The sequence below is a fragment of the Streptomyces sp. HM190 genome, from assembly GCF_009857135.1.
GTDB classification, from domain to species: domain Bacteria; phylum Actinomycetota; class Actinomycetes; order Streptomycetales; family Streptomycetaceae; genus Streptomyces; species Streptomyces heilongjiangensis.
The window spans coordinates 2,930,405-2,943,752 of sequence record NZ_CP047318.1 but is presented as its reverse complement, the minus strand read 5'-3'; the positions used below and the strand labels follow the sequence as shown (position 1 = coordinate 2,943,752).

Here is a 13,348-nt window from a genome sequence, read left to right as displayed (position 1 = left end):
GTTTGGGATGGTTTGGGTAGCACTTTTGGCGCGTAAACACCCTCTGCCTCTTGGATCACCCGCAGACGCCTGCAAAACTCACGTAGTCGTACGAGCAAGAGCGTTGACGCACTACCTCGACGCACGGTCCGCCTGCGGGGGCGAGCACCCGGGGCCGTGGGCGGGGAACGGGGAGGGGATCGCATGACGCGTGTGCGCCTGACGAGCACGGGGCGGCACCGCCCCGGGGGGCCGGCCGGGGCCGCGCGCAAGGCGCTGGCGCTGGCCACCGTCCTGTCGGCGGCCGGGGTGCACACGGCGGTGTCCGCCCAGACCGCGCAGGCCGCCCCCACCTGGACCGAAGGGCCGGTGTTCAACGACCCGTTGGGCGAGGCGAGCGAGCAACTCGCGATCCGCACGCGCCTGATCGACCTGACGGCCGCCGCGCTGCCCGGCTCCACCATCAAGGTCGCCGTCTACCACGTGTGGGAGGCGTCCGTCGTCAACGCGCTCGTCGCCGCCAAGGACCGGGGCGTCAACGTCCAGGTCCTGCTGGACGAGTCCAGTGTCAGCGACCGCCCCGCCAACACCGCGTACGGCAGCCTCGTCGCCGCGCTCGGCACCGACCGCACGAAGGGCTCGTACATCGCGACCTGCCCGGTCGACAAGTCCTGTCTCGGCGACCCGAAGTACGGGCAGTCGATCATGCACAACAAGTTCTGGCTGTTCTCGGCTGTCGAGGGCGCCACGAACGTCGTCGTGCAGACGACCTCGAACTCGACGCCCTCCGCGCACACCAAGTTCTTCAACGACGCGCTGCTGCTGCCCGACAACCCGACGATGTACGACGCCTACGCGGACTACTTCGACACGATGGTGGCCCGGGACTGGGCGTCCTGGGACTACCGGACCGTCAGCAACGGCCTCTACAAGGCGTACTTCTTCCCTCGCGCGGGCAACACCCGGGCCACCGACAGTGTCCACTCGGTGCTCAACAACGTGCAGTGCTCCTACAAGGACACCGGGGGAGTCACCCGGAGGACCTGGGTGCGGGTGGCGATCTTCAAGATCACGCGGATGGCGATCGCGGAGAAGCTGGTCGCGCTGAAGAAGGCCGGCTGCGACGTGAGCATCGTGTACGCCGAGTCGGACAGCGCCAAGAGCTCGGGCGGCACGCCGGGCACCTGGGAGAAGATGCACACCTCCGGCGGGCCGACCGTGCGCTGCTACAACGACGACCGGGACCCGCTGAACCCGGGGCAGAAGCTCACCACGCCGTACATCATCCACTCCAAGTACATCCTCGTGGACGGCATGTACGACGGGGTGCGCAACAAGATCAGCTTCACCGGCTCCGGAAACTACACCGGGCCCGCGCTGCGCGAGAACGACGAGTCGATCGTCAAGGTCGACGACGACGCGGTGCACGACATGTACAAGGCCCACTTCAACCAGGTGATCAAGGTCGCCTACCCGGGCAGATCCGACGGTACGGACCTCTGCAAGGGTGTGAAGCCGCTGCCCGCGGACGGTGAGAAGGCGGCCGGGTGAGGCCCGTGGCCGCCGGGCGGGGCTCGGTTTGACCCGTTCGAGCGTCGCCCCGTAACCTTGGCCGTCGGCGTGTCCGTAAGCAGACGCGCCACATCCCCGTAAACCTCATCCTTCCGGGCGCCGGGCGCCTCGGGAGAGGCCGCACGCATGTCGGGTGGCTGGACTGCGGGGGTGCCGTTCCCGAGCGAGAGAGTGAGATCCGCGTGTACGCCATCGTGCGCAGCGGTGGTCGCCAGCACAAGGTTGCTGTCGGCGACATCGTTGAGGTTGACAAGATTTCCACTGCCAAGGTGGGCGACACGGTCGAGCTCTCGACCCTGCTCGTTGTCGACGGCGACGCTGTGACCAGCGACCCGTGGGTGCTGGCCGGCATCAAGGTCCAGGCCGAGGTCGTGGACCACCACAAGGGGCAGAAGATCGACATTCTGCGCTACAAGAACAAGACCGGCTACCGCCGTCGTCAGGGCCACCGCCAGCAGTACACGGCGATCAAGGTCACTGAGATCCCCACGGCTGCGAAGTAAGGGACTGAGGAGACATGGCACACAAGAAGGGCGCATCGTCCACCCGGAACGGTCGCGACTCGAACGCCCAGCGGCTCGGCGTGAAGCGCTTCGGCGGTCAGGTCGTGAGCGCGGGTGAGATCCTGGTCCGCCAGCGTGGCACCCACTTCCACCCCGGTGCGGGCGTCGGCCGCGGTGGCGACGACACGCTGTTCGCGCTGAACGCGGGTGCGGTGCAGTTCGGCACCAGCCGTGGCCGCAAGGTCGTGAACATCGTTCCGGTCGCCTGAGTCTTCCGACCAGGGCTTCCGTAGAGCGATCTCGTCGAGGCGGACCTCACTTCCCGTACGGGAAGCGGGTCCGCCTTTGACGTGTTACTGCTGAGACAATTCCGTACACCACGCATTGCGCGTAACTGGAGGCACCCACCATGACCACCTTCGTGGACCGCGTCGAGCTGCACGTCGCCGCGGGTAACGGAGGCCACGGCTGTGCCTCCGTCCACCGTGAGAAGTTCAAGCCGCTGGGCGGCCCCGACGGGGGCAACGGCGGTCGCGGCGGCGATGTGATCCTCACCGTGGACCAGTCCGTCACCACGCTGCTCGAGTACCACCACTCCCCGCACCGCAAGGCCACCAACGGCAAGCCGGGCGAGGGCGGCAACCGTTCCGGCAAGGACGGCCAGGACCTCGTCCTGTCCGTGCCGGACGGCACGGTGGTGCTCGACGGGCAGGGCAACGTCCTCGCCGACCTCGTCGGCCACGGCACCTCCTTCGTCGCCGCTCAGGGCGGCCGGGGCGGCCTCGGCAACGCGGCCCTCGCCTCCGCCCGCCGCAAGGCGCCCGGCTTCGCGCTGCTCGGTGAGCCGGGGGACCTGCGCGACATCGTCCTGGAGCTGAAGACCGTCGCCGACGTGGCGCTGGTCGGGTACCCGAGCGCCGGCAAGTCCTCGCTGATCTCGGTGCTGAGCGCCGCCAAGCCGAAGATCGCGGACTATCCGTTCACGACCCTCGTCCCCAACCTGGGCGTGGTCACGGCCGGCTCGACGGTCTACACCATCGCCGACGTGCCGGGCCTGATCCCCGGCGCCAGCCAGGGCAAGGGCCTCGGCCTCGAGTTCCTCCGGCACGTGGAGCGCTGCAGCGTCCTCGTCCACGTCCTGGACACGGCGACCCTGGAGTCCGACCGCGACCCCGTCTCCGACCTCGACATCATCGAGGAGGAGCTGAAGGAGTACGGCGGGCTCGACGACCGGCCGCGCATCGTCGTCCTCAACAAGATCGACGTGCCCGACGGCAAGGACCTCGCCGAGATGGTGCGGCCGGACCTGGAGGCCCGCGGCTACCGCGTCTTCGAGGTGTCCGCGGTCGCCCACACCGGCCTGAGGGAGCTGTCCTTCGCGCTCGCGGACCTCGTCGGCAAGGCGCGGGCCGCCAAGCCGAAGGAGGAGGCGACCCGGATCGTCATCCGCCCGAAGGCGGTCGACGACGCGGGCTTCACCGTCACCCGCGAGGAGGACGGCCTCTTCCGGGTGCGGGGCGAGAAGCCGGAGCGCTGGGTACGGCAGACCGACTTCAACAACGACGAGGCGGTGGGCTACCTCGCCGACCGTCTGAACCGCCTCGGCGTCGAGGAGGAGCTGATGAAGGCGGGCGCCCGCTCCGGCGACGGCGTCGCCATCGGCCCCGAGGACAACGCGGTCGTCTTCGACTGGGAGCCGACCGTGACGGCCGGCGCGGAGATGCTCGGCCGCCGCGGCGAGGACCACCGCTTCGAGGCGCCCCGCCCGGCCGTCCAGCGCCGCCGCGACCGCCAGGCCGAACGCGACGAACTCGACCAGGCGTACGACGACTTCGAGCCCTTCTAAAGGGACCGGGCGCGGCCCCGGGGCGCGGGCCCTTTGCCTTCAGGGCGCCCGGCACCGCCGACCAGCCGCAGCCACCCGGCACCGGCGAGGCGCCGTCGCGTGAGCGGGGTGAGCGAGGGAGCTGCGGCGGCGTGGGGGACTGCGCGGCTGTGGCGGCATGCGGGCACGTGACGGGGAGAACTGTCCTCACGGCACCGCTACGCAGCCGGGGCCGCCCCCACCAGGGGCGCGGGGAACCGGGCGACAAACCACAACGCACCCGCAGCCTCATCACGACCGCCCCTCCCGAGTTCTTGGGCGCACCGACCCCGCCCCAGCCGACACACGAGCCAAAGCCCCCAGCGACGGCGAAGGGCCCCGGCGGCACATCGCCACCGGGGCCCTTCGGCTGCACCGCTTCGGCTGAACCTAGCGGAGCGCCTCCGCGTCCTCGGCCGTCTCGCTGGGCTCCCCCTCGGCCGCCATCTCGTCCCGCGACTCGCGGGGGGCGGGGATCTCGTTGGCGAGGCGGGACTCCATGCGGACCCGGCGGTCGTCCGCCTTGGCGCACAGCGTCCGGACGGCCGCGCCGAACCGGACGAGGGACGGCGGGTCCGACGGGCCGAGCAGCTGTTCCTTCAGATCGGCGCGGGCCTTGGTGAAGGGGTCCTTCTCCGGGTTGCGCACCGCGTCCAGCAGCCCCGGCACCTCACGCGCGTCCGGCGTGATCACGACACCCGCCGACACGGTCGGGAACGCCGCGCGGAACGCCGCCTCCGGCAGCCCGGAGGTGTTGCCCACTGCGTACGGCTTCTCGCTGGACAGCCAGTCCGACACCACCGACGAGACATCGCTGATCAGCAGGTCGGACGCGTTGAAGCAGGCGAAGATGGCCGGCCGGGCCTCGGTGATGACGAGGTGCTCCCACTCGGGGAACGAGGCCCAGTACGCCTTCTCCCAGGCCAGCGTGGCCTCGGCGATGGCCGCCTCACGGTCACCGCTCGGCGCGCCCTGCAGCAGCATCCGCTCCATCTCGTCCGCGCTGGACCGGAACGACGTCGACGTCAGCCTGTCCAGCTCCGCCGTGCGGCGCACCAGCTCCGCGGCGGCCTCGGCGCCCGGCCGGGCCCCCGATCGCCTCGTGTTGGCCTCGCGGATCATCGCCATGATGCGCTCGTTCGCGGCGCCCGCGCGCGGGTCGACCGAGCCGGTCATCGGGTGCGGCTTGTACAGCAGCCGCACCTTGTCGTCGGCGAGCAGCGCCCGGACGATGTTCTCACCGGCCAGGACCACCGAGGTGTTGCCGGGGTTGCCGTCCCAGCCCTCCCAGGTGGGCGCGTAGAGCACGGTCGTGTACGTGCCGGTCGGCGGGCCCGCGTACGGGCGGATCGGCGCCAGCTGCGGGCGGCCCACCTCGACGATGTCCTTGTCCTCGACACCGACCTCGGCGAGCGCGTACCGCTCGCGCGCGGCGGGACCGGCGACCCACACCTCGTCGTACGCCTTCGCGTACGGGTTGCAGGAGGACAGCTTGTCGCTCTCGCCGTGGTTGATGAAGGCGTGCTTGATGGTGGGGATGCGCAGCACCTGGGAGGTCTTCGCGGCGTTGGCCGGGTGCAGCATCATCTTCAGGGTCGAGCTCTCCAGGGAGAACATCGTCGAGACCTTCGGGAAGCAGATGATCGGGACGTCGGTCGCGTCGATCTTCTGCACCATGAAGCGCTCGCGCAGCACGATCAGCGGCTTGTCCAGCCGGGACAGCGTGGAGAGCCACATGTTCGCCTGGTACGCCGAGGTGGTGCCGCCGGAGAAGTACATGGCGACGGTCGGCTGGTAGCGCTCCAGCCAGCTGTCCAGCCACTCCATGACCTGCTGCTCGTTCCTCGCCCGCTTCCCGGGCAGCAGCCAGGTCGCCAGGTACGCCGTGCCCCCGACGAGGAGGGTCAGGCCGAAGCCGAGGCCGAGACCGCCCCAGACGGCGTCCTTCGTGGCCGCCGTGGTCAGCATTCCGGCGGTGATCGGCAGCGAGAACGTCAGCAGCCGGTGGGCCTGGCGGCGGGCCAGGATGCGCGGCGGGGCGGCCGTCAGGTGCAGCTCGGAGGCGTCGATGTTGCGCGTGACGATCGGCAGCGTCCGGCTGCGGCGGACCAGCACGGAGACGCCCTGGCAGGCGAAGTGCACCGCGTAGAAGAGGCACAGGCCGACCAGCAGCGGCGCCTGCTCGCGCAGCGGGTCGATCCCGTCGATCCGCAGCAGGCCCACCAGAACCAGCATGTCGCGCAGCAGCTGGCGCACCAGCGCGTCGAAGCGGACCTTGCCCAGCAGCGCGAGGAGCCCGGGGTCCCGGTACTGCAGATACGTGTCCAGAAGGAGGCCCGCCGCGCCGGCGGCGACGAACAGGGCGATGTTCGGCAGCAGCGCGGAGACGATCTGGACCGTGAAGAGCGCGAACATCGCGCACAGCGCTGACAGCTGCACGATGCGGCGGGGTACGAGGCCTGCGGAGGGCACGGGCGGGGCTCCTGCGGAGGATGCGACGGACGGGAGGGGGGGAATGAGAGTAGTGGGGGTGGCCCGCCGCGGTGCGCGCACCCCCCGGGCGCCTTCCGACCCGGGAATGCCGCGCGAGATGAGGAAGGCCGATCCTGACCGTATGACCTAGGGCGGTCGAGGAGCAATCTCCCGTGAGATCAGTCACCAGTAATCGGACATAACGCCTGGTGTTCCGAGGTGTTTCTCACGCCGCGGCCCCCTCCGGGCCTCCGCGCCGGGCAGGGCGGACCGGTGCCGTCCGCCCCTCGAAATGAGCACGCGTCCGGCCCGGCGGCTCCCGTAGATTGCGCACTGCACACACCGGGCTGGTTCGGAACATTGGGGATACAGGTGTCAGCGGCAAGGCAGGGAGTGGCGGAAGCGCACCGGATCGTCGTCAAGGTGGGCTCCTCGTCGCTGACGACGGCCTCGGGGGGTCTCGACGCCGACCGGGTGGACGCCCTGGTGGACGTCCTGGCCAAGGTACGTGCCCAAGGGACGGCCCGAACGGCCTCGGCCGACGGTGGCGGTGGGCGACGGGCGGGCGGCGGAGAGAAGGAGATCGTCCTCGTCTCGTCCGGTGCCATCGCCGCCGGGCTCGCCCCGCTGGGCCTGCGCCGCCGCCCCAAGGACCTCGCCCGGCAGCAGGCCGCCGCCAGCGTCGGCCAGGGGCTCCTGGTGGCCCGTTACACGGCCTCCTGCGCCCGCTACGGCATCCGCGTCGGCCAGGTGCTCCTCACCTCCGACGACATGAGCCGCCGCGCCCACCACCGCAACGCCTCCCGCACCCTCGACAAGCTCCTCGCGATGGGCGCGCTGCCCGTCGTCAACGAGAACGACACGGTTGCCACGGACGAGATCCGCTTCGGTGACAACGACCGCCTCGCCGCCCTCGTCGCCCACCTCGTCCGCGCCGACCTGCTGGTCCTGCTCTCGGACGTCGACGGCGTGTACGACGGCGACCCCAGCAGGCCCGGCACCTCGCGGATAGCGGAGGTACGGGGCCCCGAGGACCTCGCGCACGTGGAGATCGGCAGCGCGGGCAAGGCCGGCGTCGGCACCGGCGGCATGGTCACCAAGGTCGAGGCGGCCGGGATCGCCACCGGCGCGGGCATCCCCGTGGTCCTCACCAGCGCCATCCACGCCGCGGACGCCCTCGCCGGCCGGGACACCGGCACCTACTTCCACCCCACCGGCAAACGCTCCGCCGACCGGCTGCTCTGGCTCCAGCACGCGTCCACCCCGCAGGGCGCGCTCACCCTCGACGACGGGGCGGTGCGCGCGGTCGTGGAGCGCCGCAAGTCCCTGTTGCCGGCCGGCATCGCGGGCGTCGACGGCGACTTCAGCGCCGGGGACCCGGTGGAGCTGCGCGACGGAGCGGGCCGGGCCGTCGCCCGCGGGCTGGTCAACTTCGACGCCAAGGAGATCCCCCAGCTGATCGGCCGCTCGACCCGGGAACTGGCGCGCGAGCTGGGTCCCGCGTACGAACGAGAGGTCGTACACAGGGACGACCTGGTGCTCCTGCACCCCTGACCAGCCACCCCGCGAAGGGTGCCGCAGCACGCCCCGCACCGGTGCGCGTTCCGTAAAACCGCCCCACGGAGCCCCCGAGCCTGCTCAACTTTGTCCCAGGGGCATTCCGCACCACCCCATGCGAAGCCCGCATCGTTGCGAAGGAGGCCGTCGTGAGACGAGTGCGCCCCGGGGCCACGGCGTCCCGTGGTGGTGGTACCTCCCGTGCGGCAGGCGAGGAGCGGACGCTCACCAGCGTCACCTCCTCGGACACGTACGAGGGCGGCGCCGAGGAGCCGCAGGACCTGCCCCGGCTGTGGCACGTCACGCTGAGCGTCTCCGGGCCCGAGGCCCCGCTGAAGGAGGTGCGGCGCGGCCTGGAACAGCTCGCCCACGACCACCCCTTCCTGCTGACCAGCCGCTACGCCAACGACCACGCCGAGATCCGCTACTGGGAGGAGGCCCGCGACCTCCACGACGCGGCCGCCGTCGCCCTGCGTCTGTGGGGCGAGCACCGCCGCACGGCCGGACTGCCGCCCTGGGAGATCGTCGGCCTGGAGGTCATCGACCGCCAGACCTACCACCAGCGCATCGCCGAGGGCTGCGGCCTCCCGCCGGCCGCCCGCGTCGGCGTCCACCCCTTCTAGGGCGACGACCCCTTCCAGGACGACCGCGCCTCGGGCGCGCCTTTCCGGCGCGCCGACCCGGTCGGCGTCCGCCGGGCCCGCTGTCGACGGGCCCGTTCGGTCTGTCTTCGGCGCGCGGGACCCCGCAGGTGCCGTCCGGGCCGCTTCGATCAGGCGTGCGGGGGCACGGCGCGCGGGCCCGTCCGGGGGCCGTCTCGGCTGGTGGGACGGCGACTGGGGCCGCCCTCCGCGGCGCACTACCCTTCCTCTATGACCACGCTCTCGCCGTACGACTCCATGTCCCCGGTCACCCGGGCCGCCTACCGTGCCAAGGCCGCCGCCGCCGACCTCGCGCCGCTCCCGCGCGCCGACAAGGACGACGCGCTGCTCGCCATCGCGGACGCGCTGGAAGTCCGTACGAACGAGGTCGTCGAGGCCAACGCCAAGGACATCGAGCGGGCCCGCGAGGCCGGCACCAGCGAGGCGATCATCGACCGGCTGACGCTCACCCCGGAGCGGATCCGTGCGATCGCCGCCGACGTGCGCGACGTCGCCGCGCTGCCCGACCCGGTCGGCGAGGTCGTCCGCGGCTCGACCCTGCCGAACGGCATCGACCTGCGCCAGGTCCGCGTCCCGCTCGGTGTCGTCGGCATCATCTACGAGGCCCGCCCGAACGTCACCGTCGACGCCGCCGCCCTCTGCCTGAAGTCGGGCAACGCGGTCCTGCTGCGCGGCTCGTCCTCCGCCTACGAGTCCAACACCGCCCTCGTCCGTGTCCTGCGCGACGCCGTCGGCGGCGCCGGGCTGCCCGCCGACGCCGTCCAGCTCGTCCCCGGCGAGAGCCGCGACTCCGTGCGTGAGCTGATGCGCGCCCGCGGCCTGGTCGACGTGCTCATCCCGCGCGGCGGCGCCTCCCTGATCCGCACGGTGGTCGAGGAGTCCACCGTCCCGGTGATCGAGACCGGCACCGGCAACTGCCACGTCTACGTGGACGCGGACGCCGACCTCGACATGGCGGTCGAGATCCTGATCAACTCCAAGGCCCAGCGGGTCAGCGTCTGCAACGCCGCCGAGACCCTCCTGGTCCACCAGGACATCGCCCCCGAGTTCCTGCCCCGCGCCCTGGACGCCCTCGCCGACGCCGGGGTCACCGTCCACGGCGACGAGCGCGTCCTCGCGTACGCCAAGGACACCCGCGCCACGGTCGTCGAGGCCACCACGGAGGACTGGGAGACCGAGTACCTCTCGTACGACATCGCCGCGGCCGTCGTCGACTCGCTCGACCGGGCCGTGGAGCACATCCGGCTGTGGAGCTCCGGGCACACCGAGGCGATCGTGACGACCTCCCAGCAGGCCGCCCGCCGCTTCACCCAGCTGGTCGACTCCACGACCGTCACCGTCAACGCCTCCACCCGCTTCACCGACGGTGGCCAGTTCGGCTTCGGCGCGGAGATCGGCATCTCCACCCAGAAGCTGCACGCCCGCGGCCCGATGGGGCTGCCCGAGCTGACCAGCACCAAGTACATCGTCACGGGTGACGGGCACGTACGCCGCTGACCACCTGCCGAGAACCCGGCGCGTACGACGCTCTGCGGGGCGCTCGGCGCTCTGCGGGGCGTACGGGCCTCGTGGGGCGCCGGCCGGTTCCCGGGGGACGACCGGCGACCCGCTGAGCAGAACGGATGAATTTCCTTACCGTCTGCCCAAATTGACCACCCCGGTCTACTCTGGATGCGTGCCGGAGGACGTGGGGGGCACGCCGTTCCCGGACGGCTGGGAGCCCGACGACGACCGCGACCGCGGAGGTAGGGACGAAGAGTTCGCCTCCGTGGTCTTCGACGAGGACTTCGTACGGGCGGCCGTGGTCCATGAGCCGACCGCGGTCGAGCGGCTGCTCGCGGCCGCGGAGGCCCGTGCCGCGGCTCAGGAGGCCGAGGCCCGCCGGGCGCACTCCAGAGGCCCCCGCGGTGACGACTACGACGACGGCTTCGCCGAGGGCCCGGACTACGGCCACGACCCCGACCTCGACGATCTCGACGACCCCGAGGTCCTGGAGGGCCGCTTCGGCTCCGACGGGCCCTACGGCAGGCAGACCCGCTGGCACCGCCCCGTCGCCTGGCTCCTCGCCCTGGTCATGGGCGTCGGAATGGTCGCGCTGGCCTTCGCCGCCGTCTACCGGGGCGCCTCCTCCAGCCGTGGCGACGAGGTCCCGCCCCCCGCCACCACCGGGGTCGAACAGGGCACCTCGGCCGGCCCCTCGGCCTCCGCGGACTACTCCCAGCCCGCGGTCCCGGCGGTCCCGCGCCAACCCTGACAAGCGGTTCGACGAGACGTTCGAAAACCTGGTGAGAACCTGTCAGAAGTTGTGGCGCAGCTCGGCGTTTACCGGAGCTCCGGCGGACCTACCCTGAAGGTATGGGCGGGCCCGGAGACCCACCCGAGGGGACACCCGAGGGCGCCCCCGGCGGTGGAGGTGAGGACGAATACCGATCCGTCGTGTTCGACGAATCGTTCATCCAAGCTGCCCGTCTCCAGGAGTTCTCCGCCCAGGAACGCCTCACCGACCACGCCCCGGCCGTCCGCCGCCGGGCGCCCGCGCGGCGCGGTCTCTCCCGGCAGGCACTGGTCCTCGTCCTGCTCATCGCCATCGCCTTCGGTACCGCCATCTACATGGGCGTCCGCCATCCGTACCAACCCCGGGCCACGGGTCCCACCGAACCGCTGCGGATGACGGTCATCCCCCTGGCCCCCCAGGCACCGGTCCCCGGCTCCGACGACCCCGAGAGACTGTTCGAGAACAGTCCCGCCGCCCACTTCCGCACCGGCGCCGACGGCATCACGATGCCCGCCACCCGCCGCACCGAGCACTTCTCCGACAGCCAGGTCGTCACCTCGCTGACCGTCGCCAAGGAGTACCTGGTCGCCTCCGCCCTCGACCCGCAGGTGCTCGCCGGCACCACCGTCCAGCCGGTACGACGGCTGCTCGACTCCGACCAGCTCGACCAGTTCGACCAGAGCTTCGACCACCCCACCGCGGACGGACGCCACGCGCCCACCGGCTGGCTCGTCCGTTTCGACCCCTCCCGGGCCCAGCTCGCCGACACCAGGATCCGCGTCCAGGGCACCCTCCAGGCGGCGGAGTTCGACTCTGGCACGCTGGAGGTCGTCGCCGCGCACACCTTCGTGTACGCGCTGCGCCCGGCGGGCCCCCGGGCAGGGTCCGTGGCGTCCCTGTTCACCCTGCGGCGCGAGTTGCACTTCCGCTTCGACCAGGACGACCTGCGCACCCACCAGGCCGAGGTCGTCGTCTCCTACGTCCAGGCCGGGCCGCTGGCCTGCGCCGACGACGCCACGAACCATCTGCGGCCCCTGCTCGCCGGCCAGCGGGACAAGGCCGGCGGCCCGGCCGGCACCGACCCGTACGCCACCGGCGGCGCCACCGCCCTGTGCGGCTCCCTGGCCCAGAGCGCCCAGCCGAAGGTGTGACCACGACACCGCACGGGTGACCGTGACGCCGCACGGCTGACCGCGACACCGCAGGGGTGACCACGACGGAGCGCCCGGCCCGGAGGGGGAACCTCCGGGCCGGGCGCTCTCGGCGCACCGGCGGTGTCCGCCGGTCACCCGTCGTGTCACTCGCCGTCCGGCCGCCTGTCCTCGGCGGTGTCCGTGCTCGTGCCGCCGCCCGCCGCCGAGCCCTCCGCCGCCGTGCCGCCGGACGCCGCGCCGGCGCCGCCCGCGAAGCCGCTGAAGCCGCGCCGCACCCGGCCGCCGAGGTCGCCCGCGCCGCCCGCGATGTCGGTGACCAGCTTCATCAGCGGGTCCTTGGAGCTCTTGACGTGGTTCGTGTAGTGCTCCGCCGACTCACGGATGGAGTCGGTCACCCTGGTGTCCTTGTCCTCGCTGCGGCGCGGGTAGTGGCCGTCCATGATCCGCTGGTAGTCGCGGGACTCCGCCCACCTCTTCAACTCGGCCGCGCGCACGGTGGTGAAGGGGTGCGAGCGGGGCAGCACGTTGAGGATCTTCAGCACGGAGTCGCGCAGGTCGCCCCCGGCCTCGTACTCCTCGGCCTGCGCGAGGAACGCGTCGACGTTCATCTCGTGCAGGTGGTTGCCGCCCGCGATCTTCATCAGACCGCGCATCGAGGCCCGCAGATCCTGCCCGACCAGGAGCCCGGCACGGTCGGCGGACAGCTCCGACTTGCGGAACCACTCCCGCAGCGCGGTCACGATCGCCATGATCGCGAGGTTGCCGAGCGGGATCCAGGCGACCTTCACCGCGAGGCTCGTCAGGAACAGCAGGATCGTGCGGTACACCGAGTGGCCGGAGAGGGCGTGGCCCACCTCGTGGCCGATGACGGCCCGCATCTCCTCCTCGTCGAGCAGCTCGACGAGCCCGGTCGTCACGACGATGATCGGCTCGTCCAGGCCGATGCACATCGCGTTCGGCTGCGGGTCCTGGTTGACGTACATCGGCGGGACCTTCTCCAGGTCCAGGATGTAACAGGCGTCCCGCAGCATGTCGTTGAGGTGCGCGAACTGCTGGTCCGAGACCCGTACGGAGTCGGACAGGAACAGCAGCCTGAGACTGCGCTCGGGCAGCAGACCGCTGAGTGCCTTGAACACCGTGTCGAAGCCGCTGAGCTTGCGCAGCGCCACCAGCGCCGAGCGGTCCGCGGGGTGTTCGTACGCCCGCGAGGAGATCCCCTCGAAGCGCCTGCGCTGCCTGCTCGGCACGTTCTCGTGCCCGTTCTGCTCGTGGCTGTCGTCCGGCATGTATCCCCCATGCGTTTGATTGCC

The 13,348-nt window shown here is 71.5% G+C and carries 11 protein-coding genes; 9 read left to right on the top strand and 2 right to left on the bottom strand.

Going from position 1 to position 13,348, the window contains the following annotated elements:
• The first annotated feature begins 183 nt into the window (after positions 1 to 183).
• The 4 genes from GSY65_RS12290 (at position 184) to obgE (ending at position 3,900) form a co-directional block, all read left to right on the top strand.
• Positions 184 to 1,530, top strand: coding sequence for a phospholipase D-like domain-containing protein (locus GSY65_RS12290; protein ID WP_159767366.1), 1,347 nt, complete (start codon positions 184 to 186; stop codon positions 1,528 to 1,530).
• Between the two features lie 203 nt (positions 1,531 to 1,733).
• On the top strand, positions 1,734 to 2,054 hold the full coding sequence (gene rplU / locus GSY65_RS12285; RefSeq protein ID WP_003990208.1) for a 50S ribosomal protein L21: 321 nt from the start codon (positions 1,734 to 1,736) through the stop codon (positions 2,052 to 2,054).
• 14 nt (positions 2,055 to 2,068) lie between these two features.
• Positions 2,069 to 2,323 (top strand): 50S ribosomal protein L27, encoded by a 255-nt coding sequence (gene rpmA / locus GSY65_RS12280; protein WP_055515300.1) that lies wholly within the window; start codon positions 2,069 to 2,071, stop codon positions 2,321 to 2,323.
• A 140-nt stretch (positions 2,324 to 2,463) separates the two neighbouring features.
• Complete coding sequence (obgE, locus tag GSY65_RS12275; RefSeq protein WP_159767365.1) at positions 2,464 to 3,900, top strand: GTPase ObgE; 1,437 nt, start codon at positions 2,464 to 2,466, stop codon at positions 3,898 to 3,900.
• Positions 3,901 to 4,308: 408 nt separating this feature from the next.
• On the opposite strand, the gene GSY65_RS12270 is transcribed toward obgE, so the two are convergent.
• Positions 4,309 to 6,390, bottom strand: a complete 2,082-nt coding sequence (locus GSY65_RS12270; RefSeq protein WP_159767364.1) for a hypothetical protein — start codon at positions 6,388 to 6,390, stop codon at positions 4,309 to 4,311.
• A gap of 372 nt (positions 6,391 to 6,762) precedes the next feature.
• On the opposite strand from GSY65_RS12270, the gene proB reads away from it, so the two are divergent.
• From proB to GSY65_RS12245, 5 genes are all read left to right on the top strand, one after another.
• Complete coding sequence (gene proB / locus GSY65_RS12265) at positions 6,763 to 7,944, top strand: glutamate 5-kinase (RefSeq protein WP_159767363.1); 1,182 nt, start codon at positions 6,763 to 6,765, stop codon at positions 7,942 to 7,944.
• Between the two features lie 161 nt (positions 7,945 to 8,105).
• Positions 8,106 to 8,570 (top strand): hypothetical protein, encoded by a 465-nt coding sequence (locus GSY65_RS12260; RefSeq protein WP_159775845.1) that lies wholly within the window; start codon positions 8,106 to 8,108, stop codon positions 8,568 to 8,570.
• A gap of 249 nt (positions 8,571 to 8,819) precedes the next feature.
• Positions 8,820 to 10,106, top strand: coding sequence for a glutamate-5-semialdehyde dehydrogenase (locus GSY65_RS12255; protein WP_159767362.1), 1,287 nt, complete (start codon positions 8,820 to 8,822; stop codon positions 10,104 to 10,106).
• 178 nt (positions 10,107 to 10,284) lie between these two features.
• Positions 10,285 to 10,863, top strand: a complete 579-nt coding sequence (locus GSY65_RS12250) for an SCO2584 family spore wall biosynthesis protein (protein ID WP_159767361.1) — start codon at positions 10,285 to 10,287, stop codon at positions 10,861 to 10,863.
• A 101-nt stretch (positions 10,864 to 10,964) separates the two neighbouring features.
• Positions 10,965 to 12,035, top strand: coding sequence for an SCO2583 family membrane protein (locus GSY65_RS12245; protein WP_159767360.1), 1,071 nt, complete (start codon positions 10,965 to 10,967; stop codon positions 12,033 to 12,035).
• Positions 12,036 to 12,181: 146 nt separating this feature from the next.
• Here the strand turns inward: GSY65_RS12245 and GSY65_RS12240 are convergent, their stop codons facing one another.
• Positions 12,182 to 13,324, bottom strand: a complete 1,143-nt coding sequence (locus GSY65_RS12240; RefSeq protein ID WP_159767359.1) for a M48 family metallopeptidase — start codon at positions 13,322 to 13,324, stop codon at positions 12,182 to 12,184.
• Positions 13,325 to 13,348 lie beyond the last annotated feature (24 nt).

Excerpts from the sequence above, each read along its gene's own strand:
- obgE (WP_159767365.1), top strand. The coding sequence starts at position 2,464 with ATGACCACCTTCGTGGACCGCGTCGAGCTGCACGTCGCCGCGGGTAAC.
- GSY65_RS12290 (WP_159767366.1), top strand. The coding sequence starts at position 184 with ATGACGCGTGTGCGCCTGACGAGCACGGGGCGGCACCGCCCCGGGGGG.
- rpmA (WP_055515300.1), top strand. The coding sequence starts at position 2,069 with ATGGCACACAAGAAGGGCGCATCGTCCACCCGGAACGGTCGCGACTCG.
- GSY65_RS12255 (WP_159767362.1), top strand. The coding sequence starts at position 8,820 with ATGACCACGCTCTCGCCGTACGACTCCATGTCCCCGGTCACCCGGGCC.
- GSY65_RS12240 (WP_159767359.1), bottom strand. The coding sequence starts at position 13,324 with ATGCCGGACGACAGCCACGAGCAGAACGGGCACGAGAACGTGCCGAGC.
- GSY65_RS12245 (WP_159767360.1), top strand. The coding sequence starts at position 10,965 with ATGGGCGGGCCCGGAGACCCACCCGAGGGGACACCCGAGGGCGCCCCC.